Raw genomic sequence first — 16,952 nt, forward strand, 5'->3', positions numbered from 1 at the left:
AAGGGGTGTCTGTGGCGAAGCTCGACGAGGCCAAGAACGAGGTTCGCCACCGCGTCTGGGACCTGCTCACCGAACACCGCGCCGCTCAGCCGGACGTGCACGGCTCGATCCCGGACTTCGTGGACGCCGAACTGGCTGCCCAGAAACTCGCTGAGCTTCCGGTCTGGAAGCAGTCGCGCGTGGTGAAGGTCGTACCGGACAAGCCGCAGTTGCCGGTCCGCCTGCTCGGTCTTCAACAGGGCAAGCTGCTCTACGTGGCGGTTCCCAAGATCGCCGCGGAGAAGCCGTTCTACGAGCTCGATCCAGCGACGCTTGCTGTTCCGCCTGAGGAAGCGGCGGTGCCGAAGAAGGCCGCGTTGTTCGCCAGGACCGTCGACACGGACGAGATGCCCAAGATCGACCTGCTCGTGTGCGGGACCGTCGCGGTGAACCGCCGAGGCGTCCGGCTGGGCAAGGGTGCGGGATACGCCGACATCGAGGTCGCCTTGCTGCAGGAGGCCGGGCTGATCAGCGAGGCGACGACCATCGTCACGACGGTTCACGACCTCCAGGTCGTCGACGGCGATCTCCCGGAGACCAGCCACGACTTCTCCGTCGATCTGATCGTCACGCCGACTCAGGTCATCGAGTGCGGTCCACCTCGGCGTCCGTCGGGAATCCTGTGGTCGGAGCTCGACCCGGCGAAGATCGCCGCGATTCCAGCGCTCGCCTCGCGGGCTGCCCGGCGTGAGGCCGGCTGAACAACGCTTCCGAGTCTGATCGAGTGATCGCCTTCCTGGCCTCTGGCTTGGACGCCCTCCAAGAACTACGCAGGTAGTACGCGGAGTGCGAGAAGTTAGGGGAACAAGTGGGGGCTCAGCTCAACCTGCAATCGCGGGTGACGTTCGCGTGGCTCGAAGTGACCGGAAAGTGCCAACTGCGATGCGACCACTGCTATGCCGACTCTGGCCCAGCTGGTTCGCACGGGGCGATGACGACCGAGGAGTGGGCGAGCTCGATCGATCAGCTCGCCGATCTCGGCACGAGGATGGTGCAGTTCATCGGCGGTGAGCCGACGCTGCACCGCGGACTGCCGGCGCTCGTCGGCCATGCCCTTGACCGTGGGTTGGCGGTTGAGGTGTTCACGAACCTGGTGCGCGTGAGCGCGGACTTGTGGGAGGTCTTCTCCCAGCCCGGCGTCAGGCTCGCCACCAGCTACTACTCCGATGATGCAGAGCAGCATGAGCGGATCACCCGAGGCCGCCGGAGCTACGAGCGGACGAGGTCGAACCTCGTCGAGGCTGTTCGGCGTTCTATCCCGGTGCGCGTAGGCGTGATCGACGTCGATGAAGGACAGCGTGTGCAGGAGGCGGTCTCACAACTGCGGAACCTCGGTGTCGAGGGCGAGGTGCGGGTCGATCGACTGCGGCAGGTCGGGCGGGGCGTCCGGGATGGTGGCCCTGAGCTGGGTGAACTGTGCGGTCAGTGTGGTGACGGTAGGGTCGCGATCGCACCGGACGGGTCGGTGTGGCCGTGCGTTTTCTCCCGGTGGTTGCCGGTGGGGAACGTGCGGCAGGACTCGCTCGCGAACATTCTGGTGGGGCCGAGGATGACGGAAACCGCATCAGCGCTCGCGACGGAGTTCGCGCGGCGACCTCTGAATCCGTGTGTTCCGAACATGTGTGATCCGCAGTGCGGGCCGAGCTGCAGCCCGGCGTGTCGACCGGCCGGCAACCGCACACCTACGGGAGCCTGCGCTCCGGATTACAGCTGAACCGAAGGAAGATCTGCTCATGCTCGCCCGCCGCGCGTACATCCCCGACGAGTCGTTGCCTCGTGGCTCACGGCGGCAATGGCCGCTCGACGTGCCGTGTGTCGCCCAGTTGGCGGACGAGGGGATGACGTTCGAGCGGCCGGTGACCTTCCTGGTGGGAGAAAACGGCTCCGGGAAGTCCACTTTGGTCGAGGCGTTTGCCGAGGCGTGGGGGCTGGACGCGCATGGCGGGCGTGCTGGGCGGAAGTACGTCAACGACAGGCCGAAGTCGGAACTCGGTGAGTTGGTGCGGTTCGAGACCACTGCGCTCGGTGCCCGTCATCGCATCGGTCCGCGGACGAAGCGCAAGGGTTACTTCCTGCGTGCGGAGACCGCGTTCGGGTTCATGAACGCGGTGAGCGGCATGAACGGGTACTGGGACGAGGACACCAGCGAGATGAGCCACGGCGAGGGCTTTCTCACCGTGTTCGCCGCGATGTTCCGCGAGCCGGGCTTCTACCTGATGGACGAGCCCGAGGCCGCGCTGTCGTTCCAGTCGTGCCTGCGGTTGATGCGCCTGATGTATGAGCTCGGCAAGTCAGGCGCACAGATCATCTGCGCTACTCACTCGCCGATCCTGGCGTCCACTCCGGACGCGGACATCATCGAGGTGGGGGAGCACGGCTTTCAGCGGTCGAAGTGGGAGGACCTGGCGCTGGTCGACCACTGGCGCCGGTACATGACGACGCCCGAGGCCTACCTGCGCTACGTCACCGAGGAGTAGCAGTGGCCGAGAACCTTGCCGACGCCGATGCCCAGTTCCGTGGGTGGATGCTCGAGAACCTTCAGCGGGCCGGGACGCAGTTCGGTCTTGTTCTGACTGGCGAGCCGCGGCTTGGCTGGATGGATCGCTCGATCGGAGTGCTCGCCGTCCGAGGCGAGGAGACTTTCTGGCTGCGCGTGGTCTCCGAGAACAAAAAGTGGATCGACGGTGAGTTCTGGACCGGCAACCTCGACGCCAACGTGATCACCGGGGTGGCTAAGCCGCGGGTGCTGGATGTTTACGAGTGGGAGGAGCACCGGCAGCAGCGAGCCGAATTGCTCACCCTGCTGCCGGGCTCACCGTGTTCTCGAACCGACGCGCTCCGCGAGCCTGTTGATCTGCCTGAGGAGTGGTGGGCGGAACTCCGTCGCACGGTCGATGTCGTCAGGGCCACTCCAACGGAGCGCGTCAACGCCGACCAGGAACGGGTCAGCAGTCGAATCGGGCAGCGATTCGGAGATTCTGCGGATACAGCCGTCTCACGGTGGGAGACGGTTCATGGCGACCTGCATTGGGCCAACCTCATGGGGCCGGACTTCGGTGTGCTCGATTGGGAGTGGTGGGGACGGGGGCCGGCGGGCACTGATGCCGCGACCTTGCTCAGCTACAGCCTCCTCGTGCCCGAGATGGTCGAGCGCGTGCGTTCGGTCTTCGGTGACGTGCTGGAGTCGCAGTCAGGTCGGGTCGCTCAGCTCTACGTCGCCTCCAGGCTCTTCCGCAGGATCGACAAGGGTGACCACCCGGACCTTGTCGCCGCGTTGGCTGCTCACACCGACGCGCTTCTGTGAGCAACGTGGTGGTGACGTAACCACCCCATCGGGCTACGACGTCGCTGGTCCGACGTTTCTGCAGTTGAGCTGTGGTGGTTGCGGGATTCGTGCTGGGTTGCTGCGTGATTGATGAGCTGGTCCGGGCTGTGCTGGGGCAGTTGGCTGATTGTGCCTGGCACAACAGATCCCAGCTACAGCAAGGAATTTCCCATGCCACAGAGAAGCTCCACGGCTCGTGGCCGCGAGTTCGGCGAAGGCGTACGAGCTGCGATCAGGGCCTCCGGAATGCCCGCGCGACGGGTCGCCGAACTCGTCGGCTGGCAGGAAGCGAAGCTGTCGGACTTCCTCAACGGCAAGATCGGCTGCACCGAGACCGAACTGGCGTTGCTGCTGGGCGTGTGCCGCACACCCGTCGAGGAACGTGACCACCTCCTGGATCTCCGGCCCGCGACGCACGTCAAAGGCTGGTGGCAGAAGCACGCGTCGCGTCCACCGGCCCGTCTGCGGACCCTGGTGGAGAACGTTCAGGCGGCGAAGACGTTGACGACGTGGAACCCGCACGGGCTTCCGGTCTATCTGCAGGCGCCGGATTACAGGCGTGCCGCGATCGAGGCCTCGCCGAACGTGCCGGACGCTGAGACGGACCTACACCTCAAGGCAGGACGAGAACTGCAGGACATGCTCTCTCGTCGTGATCTGCAGTGCGTGTTCTACATCCACGAGCAGACCTTGCATCTGCCGGTGGGTGGTCATGATGCTCATGTGGGGCAGATGCACCACCTATTGCTGGCGGTGGTGCGCACGAACGCGACGATCAGGATCGTGCCGACGTCGATCGGAGCGCACGCAGGCCTGTCTGGCGCGTTCACCCGGTTGACGTTCCCCACCTACGAACCGCTGGTCTTCCTGGAACAGGAAGGCTCCGTTCTCATCGAGGAGCAGAGCGAGACGGTCGAGCTCTACCAAGAGATCGTTCGTTCACTCGCCAGTGCGAGCTTGAACGAGGAGGAATCGAAATCGGTGCTGCTTCGAGTTTGCGAGCAGCTCGCCGTTCTTCACGGTCCCGGGCACAGTTACACGCTGCCGGGCGCCCTGGCCGTGGGCGTGCCCTTCCTCGGCAGTCATAGGTCGTGAGCTCGGGTTGCCTGCTCACCACGGTGAGCAGGCAACCTTGAGATCCGGATCAGTTACGCGGCGAGCGGATGGTGCTCACCGGTGAGAGCGGCCAGTGCCCTCGCGACTTCCTCCACGGTGGCGCGGATGTAGGTGGTGGTGCTGCCTGCGTCGGTGTTGGAGTCGTTGTGTCCGGCATAGGCGCGGGCGACGGCGTAGCCGAAATGCCGTTCGACCCAGGTAAGCGTGGTGTACCGGAGCCAGTGCGTGCTCACGCCCTGCTTGCCCGCCCAGGTGAGGTTCTCGCCGACGCGGTTCCAGAGGTAGTCGTAGCGGTGGTAGGTGATCTGGGTGCCGTTGGCGTGGCGGAGCAGGCGGCCGTTCATCGGCGCGCCGCGATGTTCGACGTGTTGGAGCAGGTGCCATATCAGGGTGGGGGAGACCGGTTGCCAGCGTGAGGTCTCGCCCTTCTCTCTCAAGTAGACCAGGCACTGCTCCTCGTCGAGGTCCTTGGGGCGCAGGGCCAGTGCGCCACCTCGTCGAGCGGCGGTCTCGGTGTGGAACCGGATGATCAGCGAGTCGAGCTGCGGGTCGTTGCCGGTCGTGGCGACGATGTCGTTGAGCTGGTCCATCTGCCTGCCGGACAACGCCCGCCGGTTGCTGGGCTGGCGTCGCGGTTTGGCGACCTTGGCGGCCGGGTTGGACCGCTCGTCGATCAGCTCGTCGTTGACGGCGTGCCGGTAGAGGCAGCGCAGTGCGGCGATGAGGTGCTCGGCTGCGGAGTTGCCGTTGCGGGTGTTGCGCCGGACGGTCAGGTTGGCCTTGCTGTGCTGGACGAGCCGCTGGATGTCGGTCGGGCTGCGGTCGCTGAGCGAGATGTGCGCCCACTGGTCCAGCACGCGGTTCCAGTACGGGGTGTAGGCGCGGCGGGTGCCGTCGCTGACCGCGGCGGACACGATCGGGATGTACTCGGCGAAGGTCGGCGCCGGCGGTTTGATGGAGTTGAGCAGGTCCTCGGCGGTCACGCCCATGCGGTCGAGGACCAGGCGCGCGGCGGCGAGCTCAGCCTGGGTCGGTGCGCCGGTCACGCCTCCTCACCACCCGGCAGGGCGCGCTGCAGGAGGTCGTCCAGTGCGACGGGTGGGAACACCGTCACGGTATGGCGGTCGAGGTGTGTCAGAAGGAGCACCCCGTCGCCGCAGCTCACGCCCGCTGCGCGGCGGGCGTCTGCTGGTAGGCGGAGGTAGCCCTGCTTGGTGGGTTGGAAGACGCCGTGCGGGTCGGCGGTGATGACCAGCAGGCCGTCGTGCTCGCGGATGTTCAACCGGGTGCCCGCGTTCCAGTTCAGCGCGGCCGTGGTGTGTCGGTCGGCGAGGCGGCCGCGCTGGTCCACGGTGGCCATCCGGTACAGGACGTTCGTCAGCCTGGGCGGCCGGGACGCGGGGACAGCGATCAGGGGGAGAGGTTGGGCAATGGCGCGGGTCAAGGCGTCGGAGGCCTTTTCCGGCGTCGTGTCCGGGACGATCGGGCGGATGTAGGAAATCGTCATCGAACGCCACCTGCCGGTGGCACGGAAACGCAAAACAGGTGCTCAAGTGGACTTGAGCACCTGCCACGTAGACGTCGCAAATTTGCGACATTTTGGTGTCCGAGGGGGGACTTGAACCCCCACCCCCTTTCGGGGACTAGCACCTCAAGCTAGCGCGTCTGCCATTCCGCCACCCGGACTTGTTCAGTTGTGCCTCGGCTCGCGCCGTGGTGTGTGCATAGATTACATGATCGTCAGTGTGGGCCAAAATCGGGGGGTTGAGTGGGTGTTTGTGCTGGTCGGGGGCTTGGGGGGCTTAGGGTCCTGACATGCGGGAGCTGGCTGGGTGGTTGTTGGACTCCGATCCTGCCTTGCGGTGGCAGGTTGAGCGGGATCTGGTGGGGGCGCCTGAGGCGGTGTGGGCGGCTACTCGGGCGCTGGTGGCTGAGTCTGGGTTTGGGGCTCGGCTGTTGGGGCTGCAGGGGGCGGACGGGATGTGGGCTGGTGGGGCCTTCTTTCCTGCCGGGTTTGCCGGGGGTGGGGTGGTCAGCCTTGGACGGCTACCACCTGGTCGTTGAACTCGCTGTGGGAGTGGGGGTGCCGGCCTCGCGGTTGGAGGGGACCGTGGGGTTGTTGGCGGCCAATGCTCGGTGGGACTACGCGGGGTTGCCGTACTGGGAGGGGGAGGTTGACTGCTGCATCAACTCGTGGACGTTGGCCAACGGGGTGTGGCTCGGGGCTTCTGTCGAGAGGATTGCTCGGTGGTTCGTCGACCATCGGCTCGGGGATGGCGGGTGGAACTGCGAGTGGGTTGAAGGCTCGGTGAGGTCTTCGTTCCACTCGACGCTCAACTCGTTGAAAGGGTTGCGGGCGTACGAGGTGGCTGTTGGTGGGGACGACGATGTCAGGCGTGCTCGGGAGGGTGGGGAGGAGTACCTGCTGGAGCGGGGGTTGATGCGGCGGTTGTCCAGCCGGGAGGTGGTGGGGGAGTTCGTGACCCAGTTCCGGTCGCCGTTTCGGTGGGGGTACAGCGTGTTGAACGCGTTGGACTACTTCCGGGGCGTTGGGCGGAAGGATCCTCGGATGGCTGAGGCTGTGGAGGTCGTGCGGGCCGCTCGGCAGGACGACGTGACCTGGTTGCAGGGTGGGCGGCATCCTGGGGACGTCTGGTTTGAGATTGACGTGCCCAAGGGGGAGCCGTCCAAGTGGCTCACGTTCTATGCGTTGCGGGTGTTGGGGTGGTGGGGGAGTTAGATCCAGCCCTTGGCGCGGGCGAAGCGGGCTGCTTCGTGGCGGTTGGAGGCTCCGGTTTTGCCCACGGCTGAGCTCAGGTAGTTGCGGACCGTGCCTGGGGAGAGGGAGGCGCGGCGGGCTATTTCGTCGATCGGGGCGCCTTCCAGGGCCAGTTCCAGGACGTCTGCTTCTCTTGGGGTCAGAGGGCTGTCGCCTGCGCTGATCGCTTCTGCGGCCAGGGCCGGGTCGACGTAGCGGCCTCCTGTGTGGACGGTGCGGACCACGGTGGCGAGCACGTCTGAGGAGACGGTTTTGGGGAGGAAGCCTCGGACGCCTGCTGCCAGCGCTCGTTTGAGGTGTCCTGGGCGGCCGTGGCTGGTGACGATCATGGTGCCGCAGGTGGGGAGTTCTGTGGCCAGGGATTGGGCTACCGCGACGCCGTCCAGGTCCGGCATCTGCAGGTCGATCACGGCCACGTCCGGGCGGACGATCCTGGCTGTGGCCAGGGCTTCTTTGCCGGTGGCGGCCTGGGCTACCACCTCGAGGTCGTCTTCCAGCGAGAGCAGGGCGGCCATCGCGCCTCGGATGAGGTGTTCGTCGTCGGCCAGGAGGATGCGGATCACGGGAGCTCCACGGTCAGTACGAAGCGGTTGGGGGGCTCTGGGGTGGCTGTGACTGAGCCGCCTAGCGCTGCTACTCGTTCGTGGAGTCCGGTCAGGCCGCTGCCGAAGCGGAAGGGGGCGGGGGAGGCGCCGTCGTTGGACATCGTCAGGACTTTGCCGCGGAGGGTGATGGTGCAGGTGCGGGCTTCGCTGTGGCGCAGGACGTTGGTGACGCCCTCGCGCACCGCCCAGCCGAGGGCGCCCGCCGGCTCGCCGGTGAAGGTGACGTCGCCGATCACCCGGCAGTCGATGCCGGCGGAGGCGAGGAGGGAGCGGGCGCCTGCCAGTTCCGCGGTCAGGTCGGCGGTGCGGTAGCCGCTGACGACCGCTCGGAGTTCGTCCAGGGAGTCCTGGGCGATCTGGCGGACTTCCAGCATTTCGTCGATGGCCGCGGACGAACGGTCCCGGCGGGCCAGTTGGGCGGCCAGGTCGGCCTTCAGGGCCACGGCCGAGAGGTTGCGGCCCACCACGTCGTGGAGGTCCCGGGCGAAGCGGAGGCGTTCTTCGGCGACGGCGAGGTTGGCTCTCACCTCGCGGGAGCGGTCGAGTTCCCAGACGATCTTGAGCATCCAGAGGGTGGAACGGAAGGCCGCCACCAGGAACTGGAGCATGAGGCTCAGGAAGAACGCGTTGCCCAGGGGCGCGGTGAGGAACGCCCAGACGCCGCCCGCCAGGGCGATGAGGACCAGGGTCCTGGGGCGCAGGACGGCCGAGTACGTGGTGATCGCGAGCACCAGGAAGATCACCGTGATGCCGTCGCCCGGGCTGTCCGGCTTGCCCTGCACCGGGTCCGGGTAGACGAGCTGGCCGGTCACCAGGACCACGCAGGTGGCGATCGCGTGGGCGATCAGCAGGCGGCGGGGGAACTCGGTGCGGCCCAGGTTGTACTCGAGGCCCAGGTGCACCAGGCGGACGCTCACGGCCGTGTAGGCCAGCACCGTCGTGATCAGGACGACCAGGGCGACGGTGCTGACCTCGTTGGCGAAGCCGAGCAGCAGCAGTGGCGGCAGGAAGACGTAGGAGAGGTAGAACGTGTAGCGGACGAACAGGTCGAACCGCGCCGCGTTGCCACGCGACCGCCACCAGCCGAGCAAGTTCACCTCCGCGGGTCCCACCTGAACCACTTCTGCACAGCGTAGGTGCCGAGCACGATCCACACCGCCACGACGGTCAGCGGCTTGATCACCGGGCCGTCGGCCCACGCCGCGTTCAGCAGTTGCAGGACCGGGGTGAGCGGCAGGTACTGCAGAACCTTCGCGAGCACCTCGGGCAGGTTGGTGAGCGGGAACATCATCCCGGAGCCGAAGAGGCACGCCATCAGGATCGGCAGGGAGGTCACCTGGGCCATCTCGACGGTCCTGGTGAACGCCGAGGAGGCCGCGGCCAGCAGCACGAAGATCGCCACGCCGCCGAGCACGCCCAGCAGCAGGAACCACGGCCGGGACGGCAGGTCGACGCCGGTGACCACGGCCACGACGAGGCAGTACAGCACCATCTGGCCGAGTGCGATCACGACGGACGGCAGCGCGGCGCCGACCAGGATCTCCGGGTCGGTCAGCTCGCCGACCCGCAGGCGCTTGAGCACGAGCTCCTCGCGCCGGGCCACGAACGTCGTGACGAGGTTGTAGTAGACCGCCATCAGCAGGGCGAACCCGACGAGCCCGATCACCAGTGGCACGCCCGAGGCGTCCACCGCGATCAGCACCGGCACCAGCAGCAACGGCATCAGCAACGAGTTGAACAGCGCGGTCCGGTTGCGCCAGAACAACTTCAGCTCGGCCTGTCCCACAGCCACGGCCCTCATGCCGCCTCCTCCGCGATCGCCAGGAACGCCTCTTCCAGCGACGCCGAGCGGGCGTCCAGACCGGACAGTTCCACGTTGTTGAGATGTGCCCAGGCCAGCAGTTCGTGCAGCGACGACTGCAGCGAGTTGGTCCGCAGCGTCACGCGGCCCGACGGCTCGGCGTCCACCACGAACGGCAGCGTCACGCCGGCGGGCGGGACGAACGAGATGCGCGACGGATAAGCGTCCACGACCTCGGACACCGTTCCCTGCGCCACGATCCGGCCCCGGTGCATGATCGCCAGCCGATCGGCCAGCGCCTGCGCCTCTTCCAGGTAGTGCGTCGTCAGCAGAACGGTCACGCCCTCGCGCAAGAGGGCACGAATCAGCTCCCAGGTGTTCCGGCGGCTTTCCGGGTCGAGTCCCGTCGTCGGCTCGTCGAGGAACAGCACCTCGGGCTTTCCCAGCAACGCCAGCGCGAGGTCCAGCCGGCGCCGCTCACCCCCGGACAGCTGCTTCACCCGCACCGTGGCGCGATGGGTGAGGTCCACCATCTCCAACGCCTCGTCGACCGGCCGCGGCGACGTCAGCGTCCCGGCCCACATCCGTGCGGCCTCGAACGCGGTCAGATCAGGCGGAAAGCCGCCCTCCTGCAACATGACCCCCATCCGCGGGCGCACCTGGGCGCGCTCCGCGAACGGGTCGTGGCCCAGCACGCGCACGGTCCCCTCCGCCGGACGCGAGAGCCCTTCCACCACCTCCACCGTCGAGGTCTTCCCCGCACCGTTCGTGCCGAGCAACGCGAACATCTCGCCGCGCTCCACCTCGAATGAGACGCCCCGGACAGCTTCGAATCCTCCGCTGTACCGGCGGGTCAGCCCCCGCACCTCGATCGCTGTCATGGATCAACGATCTCGGGAAACAGCGGGAAGCGGCAGTGCGGTCCCACATCAAAACCCCATGACAGATGTCATGGTCGTCATCTGCAGAGCTTTCCGCGTCCACTCTCGACGGTGCTCATGGGCGAGTACCACTGACTAGCGCCTCCACCACCACGGACGCTGGTTCGGAGAGGTTGAGCCACGCGGCGACGACGCGCTGACGCTCTCGTGAGCGCACACGGATCACCTGCACCCCCGTAGGCACCAATGTCGCCAACGGTTCAGGCAGCGTCGTGATGCCCGCACCGGTCGCCACGAGCTGAAGCTTCGCCAGCCAGTCACGCGCGACATGGGCGACCACGGCCCGTTCGTCGAGGCCCGGCCACACGCCTAACCCCGGCGGCCCGGCGATCCACGCCCAGCCGCGCAGGTCCGCCACGTCGATGAAGTCCTTGTGCGCCAGTGGATGCGTCGACGGCACGGCCAGCAGCAGTTCGCGTTCGTCGAGCACCTTCGTCCGCAACGCCGGCGTCTCGTCGTCCAGCGGCGGGAACGGCGGTTCGGACGCCAGCACCGCGATGTCCACCGTGCGCGCCCGCAACGCCCGCACGAGCGACGCCGTGGTGCCGTCCCGCGTCGTCACGGTCAACGCGGGATGACTGCGCCGCAGCGCCGCGAGCGCGGACGGGACCACCGTGCCGCCCGCGCTGGTGAACCACCCCAGCCGCACGGTGCCCGCCGTCGCCGGGAGCCCGGACAGCTCCCGGCTCGCCGCGTCGAGCTGCGCGAGCACCAGACCCGCGTGCCGCAGCAGCACATGCCCGGTATCGGTCAGTTGCACGACGTCGAGCTGACGGTCGAACAACGGCGCGCGCACCACCCGCTCCAGGGCGGCGATCTGCCGGGAGACCGCCGACTGCGTGTAGCCCAGGGCGGCGGCCGCGGCGCTCAGCGAGCCCCGCTCGGCCACCTCCTGGAACACCCGCAACGCCACCAGCGGCACCGCACTCACGTCCATGACCCACGTGTATACGGGCTACGGGTGGTATCGCCCCTGAATCTCGGTGATCTCACCGTCGCCGTTGAACGTCAGCCGCGGCGCGTAGATCGGCTCCTTGTCCGCGAGGAAGTCGGCCCGCGCGCACGGCGCGTCACCCAGGCCGAACACGGTGAGGGTCAGTGCCTCCGCCTGCCCGCAGCCGAACGGCGTGCGGATCACGACGTCGTCCGCGAGCCGGGACACGTGCTTCTCGCCGGGCAGTTCGTGCACCTCGGAGTTGTTCTCCTCCGCCGGGCGGATCTCGCCGTCCACCCAGGTCACGGTGCCGTCCGGGGTGATCGCGGTGATCACCGCGACGTCCGCGGTGTCCGGCACGGCCCACCAGATCGCACCGGTCACGACCGGGACCGCGGCCACGGCCGCCCAGCTCCATCGCTTCACGAGCTGTTCGACGCCGCACGGCGGCGAGGGGTTGCCCGGGCGCGTTGCGAAGATCAGGTCGAGGCCTTAATATTACGATCGTGCTAAAACGGGGGAACGCATGACTCTGGGACTGATCGCGGCGCTGGCGGGGCTGGCGCTGCTCGACTCGACGAGCATCGGGACGTTGTTCATCCCGATCTGGCTGATGCTCACGCCGGGCCGGCTGAAGCTGAGCAGGTTCGCCGTCTACCTCGGCACGATCACCGTCTTCTACTTCGGCGTCGGCGTGCTGATCGTGCTCGGCGCCTCGCAGGTGGTCGGCCACCTCGACGGGCCGGTGGCGTCGTGGATCCAGCTGGTGATCGGCGTCCTGTTGTTCGCGGTCAGCTTCCGCTTCGACGGCAAGAAGAAGCCGGACACCGGCAAGTGGCAGGCCAAGATCAGCGCCAACGGGCCGGCGGTGGCGCTGGCGGGGGTCGCGCTGCTCGCGGGTGTGGTCGAACTCGCCACGATGCTGCCCTACCTCGGCGCGATCGGGATGATGAGCGCCGCGGACCTGACCGCGGGCCAGATCGGCGTGCTGCTGGCCGGGTACTGCCTGGTCATGATCGTGCCCGCGCTGGTGCTGCTCGGCGTGCGCCTGGCGTTGCGCGAGAGGGTCGAGCCGTTCCTGACGAAGATCAGCACGTGGTTCGCGGAGAAGGGCGCGAGCACCACCGGGTGGGTGCTCGGCATCGCCGGGTTCCTGGTCACCCGCGACGCCGTGGTCAGGCTGTTCTTCGTGTGAACCACTTCGTCCGGTTGGCTGAACGACCCGGTTTCGTTTTCCTCCTACACTCGCCAGGATGACCGGTCTGGACGATCCGCGCAGATCGGTCCCGCGCGCACTGGCGCCGTTGCTCCGAATGGAAGTGGCACCGGTCGCGGTGGGTATTTTCGAGGCCATCGAGAAATCCATTCCCGAATACAGCGAGTTTCGGGACAACGTCGTCGACGGAATCCGGCAGGCGTTGGTGAAGTTCGTCGACCGCATCGCCGCGCCCGATGCCGAACCCGACCCGCACGACGACATCCACCGCAAGCTCGGCGCGTGGGAGTTCCAGTCCGGCCGCAGCCTCGACAGCCTCCAGGCCGCCTATCGCATCGGCGCGCGGGTGGCCTGGCGGCACGTCTGCGATTTCGCCGAGCGGCGGGAGCTGTCGCTGCGCGAGATGTCGGTGCTGGGCGAGGCGATGATCGCGCACGTCGACGAACTCGTCAGCCTCTCGGTCGAGGGCTACGCGGCCGCGCAGGCCAGCGCGGCGGGCACCCTCGAACGCAGGCGGCGCAAGCTGCTGGAACTGCTGGTCGGCGACCCGGCGGCCCACTGGCAGGCGGTCGTCGGCGCGGCCCAGGCCGCGGCGTGGCCGATGCCGGACCGGCTCGTGGCGGTGGCGCTCGAGCCGTCCGCCGCGCCCGCCGACGACCTGCCGGCCGACGTGCTGGTCGACTTCGAGGACGCCACCCCGTACCTGCTGGTGCCGAACCCGGTCGCGGTCGCCCGGTGGCTCGCCCGCGCGTTGCCGGGCTGGCGCGCGGCGGTCGGCGTTCCGGTCGCCCCGCACGACACGCCGAGGTCGCTGGCCGGCGCACGCCGGGTGCTCGCCCTGGCCAGGGACGGCGTGCTGCCCCGCCGGGCGGTTCTCGACTGCGCCGACCACCTCGTCGAACTGACCGTCCTCGCGGACGAGTTCCTGGCCGGGCAGCTGGCGCAACGGGCGCTCGCGCCGCTCGCCCCGCTCACCGACCGGCAGCGGACCAAGCTCGCCGAGACCCTGCTCGTGTGGCTCTCGGCCCGCGGCGGCGCACCCGAGGTCGCCGCCCGGTTGCAGGTGCACCCGCAGACCGTGCGCTACCGGGTCAACCAATTGGACGAACTGTTCGGCGACCGGATGCACGACGCCGAACAGCGGTTCACCCTCGAACTCGCCCTGCGCGCGCACTATTTGTTGCAGCGCGGCTGACAAATCACCGCGACGCATTTCGCATCCAAGTGACAAAAGCGGATTTTCGCTTGCCACGAAGAAACTGTCCTGGTTACTTTACTGGCGAGTAAAGCAACACCGCCTTCTTGCAGTTCAATGTCGTACTCATGGAGGTCCCTGCAGATGAAGACCGGACTTTTCGCGCGCGCCGCCGCCGTGGTTCTGGTTGCCGGAGCGCTGAGCGTGGCGACGGCCGGCACGAGTTCCGCCGCGACCGCCTCGCTGGACATCACCTACCGGTGCGAGTTCTCGATCACCGGTACCCACGACGTGCCCACCGTGGTCACCTCGCCGGACGCGCCGGACTCGGCGACCGTCGGCGTGCCGACCGCACCGGCGTCCACGAGCGTGGCCGCCACCGTGTCGGACGACATCCGCAACACGCTGTGGTGGATCGGCGGCCGTTCCGTGGACGGCACGCTGAGCACCGCCATCACGGTCACCAACGGCAGCGACGTGCAGAACATCACCGCGACGTCGACCATCCCGAACACCGCGGTGCCGTCCTCCGGCACGTTCCAGGTCGTCGCCACCGGCACGTTCCCGGCGCTGACCCTCGCCAACGCGGGCACGGCCACGATCTCGCTGGGCAACGCGACCCTCTCCCTGACGCCGCGCTACGCCAACGGCGACCCGACGTGGATCGGCACCGTCAACTCGCCCTGCACCGTGAAGGCGGGCCAGGCCACCGAGTTCCACGAGTTCCCGGTGGCGTGACGCTCGTCCCGTGATGGGATGAGCGGCATGGAGCTCCAGCAACTGGTGGACCGCATCGCGTCCGAGGTCACGCCAGGAGGCTCAGCCGCCGACTACATCCCGGCTCTGGCCCGGATCGACCCGCACACCTTCGGCCTCGCCGTCGCCACACTGGACGGCGAGGTCTTCGGCGCGGGGCGGTACGAGAGGCCGTTCTCGATCCAGAGCATCTCCAAGGCGTTCACGCTCGCTCTGGCCCTCGCCGAGAACGACGACGTGTGGACCCGCGTCGGCCGCGAGCCGTCCGGCTCGCCGTTCAACTCGCTGGTGCAGCTGGAGACCGAGCAGGGGATCCCGCGCAACCCGTTCATCAACGCCGGCGCCGTCGTCGTCACCGACCACCTCGGCCTCGGCGCGGCCGACCGGTTGCTGGAGTTCCTGCGGCAGGAGAGCGGGAACCCGAGCCTGGACGTCGACCCCGAGGTCGCCGAGTCCGAACTGGACCACAGCGACCGCAACCACGCGCTCGCGCACTTCATGGCCTCCTACGGCAACATGCGCAACCCCGTCGACGTCGTCGTGCGCGAGTACGTGCGGCAGTGCTCGATCGCGATGAGCTGCGCCGACCTCGCCCGCGCCACCCTGTTCCTCGCCCGGCACGGCGTCCGCAACGACGGCACCCGGCTGCTCGGCGTCAGCGGTGCCAAACGGGTCAACGCCGTCATGCTCACGTGCGGCACCTACGACGCGGCCGGCCAGTTCGCCTACCGCGTCGGCCTGCCCGGCAAGAGCGGCGTCGGCGGCGGCATCATCGCCGTCGTCCCCGGGAAGTGCGCGATCTGCGTGTGGAGTCCAGGATTGGACGCACGCGGCAACTCGGTGGCCGGAGTCGACGCGCTGGACCGTTTCACCACTCTCACAGGCTGGTCCGTGTTCTGACGGATGGTAGGAAGACGGGGTGAGCACAACGGGGAACGCACTGGCACTGGCAGAAGAAGAGGCCGTCACGCTCGTCAGCGAGCTGATCAGGATCGACACGACCAACACGGGTGACCCCGCGACGGTCGTGGGGGAGCGCGCAGCCGCGGAGTGGGTCGCCGAGAAGCTCTCCGAGGTCGGCTACGAGACCACCTACGTCGAGTCCGGCGCCAAGGGACGCGGCAACGTCGTCGCGCGCCTCGCCGGTTCCGACCCGAGCCGGGGCGCGTTGCTGGTGCACGGGCACCTCGACGTCGTGCCCGCCGACGCCTCCGAGTGGTCGGTGCACCCGCTCTCCGGCGCCGTGCAGGACGGGTACGTCTGGGGCCGCGGCGCCGTCGACATGAAGGACATGGTCGGCATGACGCTGGCCCTCGCGCGGCACTTCAAGCGCGAGAACGTCGTGCCGCCGCGCGACATCGTGTTCGCGTTCCTCGCCGACGAGGAGGCGGGCGGCCTGTTCGGCGCCAAGTGGCTGGTGGAGCACCGGCCCGAGCTGTTCGAGGGCGTCACCGAGGCGATCAGCGAGGTCGGCGGGTTCTCGATCACGCTCAAGGACGACGTGCGCGCGTACCTCGTCGAGACCGCCGAGAAGGGCATCCGCTGGCTCAAGCTGCGGGTCAAGGGCACCGCCGGGCACGGCAGCATGATCCACCGCGACAACGCCGTGGCGAAGCTCGCCGCCGCCGTCACGAAGCTCGACCAGCACCAGTGGCCGTTGATCATCCGCCCGTCCGTGCGCGAGTTCCTCGACGGCGTCACCGAGATCACCGGCCTCGAGTTCCCCGACGACGACGTCGAGGGCTCGATCGGCAAGCTCGGCGCGCTCTCGCGGATGATCGGCGCGACCCTGCGCGACACGGCCAACCCGACGATGCTCTCGGCCGGGTACAAGGCGAACGTCATCCCGTCGACCGCCGAGGCCACAGTGGACTGCCGCATCCTGCCGGGCCGCGAGGAGGCGTTCGACCGCGAGCTCGCCGAGTTGCTCGGCCCGGACGTGGAACGCGAGTGGGTCGGCCTACCGCCGGTCGAGACGACGTTCGACGGCGCCCTGGTGGACGCCATGACGGCGTCGATCATCGCGGAGGACCCGGGCGCCCGCGTGCTGCCGTACATGCTCTCCGGCGGCACCGACGCCAAGTCGTTCCAGCAGCTCGGCATCCGCAACTTCGGCTTCGCGCCGTTGAAGCTGCCCGCCGACCTCGACTTCTCCGGGCTCTTCCACGGCGTGGACGAGCGCGTGCCGGTGGACGCCCTGAAGTTCGGCGTCCGGGTCCTCGACAGGTTCCTGCGCAACAGTTAG

Annotated in this window: 19 protein-coding genes and 1 tRNA gene; 11 read left to right on the top strand and 9 right to left on the bottom strand. The window is 68.1% G+C overall.

Features of this window, described 5'->3' with window-relative positions; all coding sequences use genetic code 11:
* Positions 1-5: 5 nt before the first annotated feature.
* The 5 genes from QSK25_RS18170 (at position 6) to QSK25_RS18190 (ending at position 4,459) form a co-directional block, all read left to right on the top strand.
* Positions 6-740: a 5-formyltetrahydrofolate cyclo-ligase gene (locus QSK25_RS18170; protein ID WP_285639696.1), complete on the top strand. Its 735-nt coding sequence runs from the start codon at positions 6-8 to the stop codon at positions 738-740.
* A 158-nt stretch (positions 741-898) separates the two neighbouring features.
* On the top strand, positions 899-1,753 hold the full coding sequence (locus tag QSK25_RS18175; RefSeq protein ID WP_285640122.1) for a radical SAM/SPASM domain-containing protein: 855 nt from the start codon (positions 899-901) through the stop codon (positions 1,751-1,753).
* 19 nt (positions 1,754-1,772) lie between these two features.
* Positions 1,773-2,516 (top strand): AAA family ATPase, encoded by a 744-nt coding sequence (locus QSK25_RS18180; protein ID WP_285639697.1) that lies wholly within the window; start codon positions 1,773-1,775, stop codon positions 2,514-2,516.
* 2 nt (positions 2,517-2,518) lie between these two features.
* Complete coding sequence (locus QSK25_RS18185) at positions 2,519-3,343, top strand: phosphotransferase family protein (protein ID WP_285639698.1); 825 nt, start codon at positions 2,519-2,521, stop codon at positions 3,341-3,343.
* A 111-nt stretch (positions 3,344-3,454) separates the two neighbouring features.
* The gene (locus tag QSK25_RS18190; protein ID WP_285639700.1) at positions 3,455-4,459 is read left to right on the top strand and encodes a helix-turn-helix domain-containing protein; all 1,005 of its coding nucleotides are present in this window, start codon (positions 3,455-3,457) and stop codon (positions 4,457-4,459) included.
* 53 nt (positions 4,460-4,512) lie between these two features.
* On the opposite strand, the gene QSK25_RS18195 is transcribed toward QSK25_RS18190, so the two are convergent.
* The 3 genes from QSK25_RS18195 to QSK25_RS18205 form a co-directional block, all read right to left on the bottom strand.
* Complete coding sequence (locus QSK25_RS18195) at positions 4,513-5,526, bottom strand: tyrosine-type recombinase/integrase (RefSeq protein WP_285639702.1); 1,014 nt, start codon at positions 5,524-5,526, stop codon at positions 4,513-4,515.
* Positions 5,523-5,987 (bottom strand): AbrB/MazE/SpoVT family DNA-binding domain-containing protein, encoded by a 465-nt coding sequence (locus tag QSK25_RS18200; RefSeq protein ID WP_285639703.1) that lies wholly within the window; start codon positions 5,985-5,987, stop codon positions 5,523-5,525. The genes QSK25_RS18195 and QSK25_RS18200 overlap by 4 nt, the downstream gene beginning before the upstream one ends.
* Positions 5,988-6,080: 93 nt before the next feature.
* Positions 6,081-6,166: transfer RNA gene (locus QSK25_RS18205), tRNA-Leu, on the bottom strand.
* A 352-nt stretch (positions 6,167-6,518) separates the two neighbouring features.
* Here QSK25_RS18205 and QSK25_RS18210 point away from each other — a divergent pair.
* Positions 6,519-7,220, top strand: a complete 702-nt coding sequence (locus tag QSK25_RS18210) for a squalene cyclase (protein WP_285639704.1) — start codon at positions 6,519-6,521, stop codon at positions 7,218-7,220.
* On the opposite strand, the gene QSK25_RS18215 is transcribed toward QSK25_RS18210, so the two are convergent.
* From QSK25_RS18215 to QSK25_RS18240, 6 genes are all read right to left on the bottom strand, one after another.
* Positions 7,217-7,822 (bottom strand): response regulator transcription factor, encoded by a 606-nt coding sequence (locus QSK25_RS18215; RefSeq protein ID WP_285639706.1) that lies wholly within the window; start codon positions 7,820-7,822, stop codon positions 7,217-7,219. The two genes, QSK25_RS18210 and QSK25_RS18215, sit on opposite strands and share 4 nt — an antisense overlap.
* Entirely contained in the window at positions 7,819-8,985 is a 1,167-nt protein-coding gene (locus QSK25_RS18220) for a sensor histidine kinase (RefSeq protein WP_285639708.1), read from the bottom strand. Before QSK25_RS18220 ends, QSK25_RS18215 begins: the two co-directional genes overlap by 4 nt.
* The gene (locus tag QSK25_RS18225) at positions 8,958-9,665 is read right to left on the bottom strand and encodes an ABC transporter permease (protein ID WP_285639709.1); all 708 of its coding nucleotides are present in this window, start codon (positions 9,663-9,665) and stop codon (positions 8,958-8,960) included. Before QSK25_RS18225 ends, QSK25_RS18220 begins: the two co-directional genes overlap by 28 nt.
* The gene (locus QSK25_RS18230; RefSeq protein ID WP_285639710.1) at positions 9,662-10,546 is read right to left on the bottom strand and encodes an ABC transporter ATP-binding protein; all 885 of its coding nucleotides are present in this window, start codon (positions 10,544-10,546) and stop codon (positions 9,662-9,664) included. The genes QSK25_RS18225 and QSK25_RS18230 overlap by 4 nt, the downstream gene beginning before the upstream one ends.
* A 115-nt stretch (positions 10,547-10,661) precedes the next feature.
* Complete coding sequence (locus QSK25_RS18235) at positions 10,662-11,543, bottom strand: LysR family transcriptional regulator (protein WP_285639711.1); 882 nt, start codon at positions 11,541-11,543, stop codon at positions 10,662-10,664.
* Between the two features lie 18 nt (positions 11,544-11,561).
* On the bottom strand, positions 11,562-11,966 hold the full coding sequence (locus QSK25_RS18240) for a hypothetical protein (RefSeq protein WP_285639712.1): 405 nt from the start codon (positions 11,964-11,966) through the stop codon (positions 11,562-11,564).
* A 100-nt stretch (positions 11,967-12,066) separates the two neighbouring features.
* On the opposite strand from QSK25_RS18240, the gene QSK25_RS18245 reads away from it, so the two are divergent.
* The 5 genes from QSK25_RS18245 to QSK25_RS18265 all read left to right on the top strand — a co-directional run bounded on the left by QSK25_RS18245 (position 12,067) and on the right by QSK25_RS18265 (position 16,952).
* A complete protein-coding gene (locus QSK25_RS18245) occupies positions 12,067-12,735 on the top strand; it encodes a GAP family protein (RefSeq protein WP_285639713.1) in 669 nt (222 codons plus the stop codon).
* Between the two features lie 58 nt (positions 12,736-12,793).
* Positions 12,794-13,951, top strand: coding sequence for a PucR family transcriptional regulator (locus tag QSK25_RS18250; RefSeq protein ID WP_285639714.1), 1,158 nt, complete (start codon positions 12,794-12,796; stop codon positions 13,949-13,951).
* A 144-nt stretch (positions 13,952-14,095) separates the two neighbouring features.
* A complete protein-coding gene (locus QSK25_RS18255; RefSeq protein ID WP_285639715.1) occupies positions 14,096-14,689 on the top strand; it encodes a DUF6801 domain-containing protein in 594 nt (197 codons plus the stop codon).
* 27 nt (positions 14,690-14,716) lie between these two features.
* Positions 14,717-15,607, top strand: coding sequence for a glutaminase (locus QSK25_RS18260; protein WP_285640123.1), 891 nt, complete (start codon positions 14,717-14,719; stop codon positions 15,605-15,607).
* Between the two features lie 19 nt (positions 15,608-15,626).
* Entirely contained in the window at positions 15,627-16,952 is a 1,326-nt protein-coding gene (locus QSK25_RS18265) for a M20/M25/M40 family metallo-hydrolase (protein WP_285639716.1), read from the top strand.

Source organism: Lentzea sp. NBRC 102530, from assembly GCF_030269365.1.
GTDB lineage: Bacteria > Actinomycetota > Actinomycetes > Mycobacteriales > Pseudonocardiaceae > Lentzea.

Coding starts and splice junctions, on each gene's coding strand:
- QSK25_RS18180 (WP_285639697.1), top strand. CDS start 1,773: ATGCTCGCCCGCCGCGCGTACATCCCCGACGAGTCGTTGCCTCGTGGC.
- QSK25_RS18190 (WP_285639700.1), top strand. CDS start 3,455: ATGAGCTGGTCCGGGCTGTGCTGGGGCAGTTGGCTGATTGTGCCTGGC.
- QSK25_RS18200 (WP_285639703.1), bottom strand. CDS start 5,987: ATGACGATTTCCTACATCCGCCCGATCGTCCCGGACACGACGCCGGAA.
- QSK25_RS18225 (WP_285639709.1), bottom strand. CDS start 9,665: ATGAGGGCCGTGGCTGTGGGACAGGCCGAGCTGAAGTTGTTCTGGCGC.
- QSK25_RS18230 (WP_285639710.1), bottom strand. CDS start 10,546: ATGACAGCGATCGAGGTGCGGGGGCTGACCCGCCGGTACAGCGGAGGA.
- QSK25_RS18235 (WP_285639711.1), bottom strand. CDS start 11,543: ATGGACGTGAGTGCGGTGCCGCTGGTGGCGTTGCGGGTGTTCCAGGAG.
- QSK25_RS18245 (WP_285639713.1), top strand. CDS start 12,067: ATGACTCTGGGACTGATCGCGGCGCTGGCGGGGCTGGCGCTGCTCGAC.
- QSK25_RS18250 (WP_285639714.1), top strand. CDS start 12,794: ATGACCGGTCTGGACGATCCGCGCAGATCGGTCCCGCGCGCACTGGCG.
- QSK25_RS18255 (WP_285639715.1), top strand. CDS start 14,096: ATGAAGACCGGACTTTTCGCGCGCGCCGCCGCCGTGGTTCTGGTTGCC.
- QSK25_RS18260 (WP_285640123.1), top strand. CDS start 14,717: ATGGAGCTCCAGCAACTGGTGGACCGCATCGCGTCCGAGGTCACGCCA.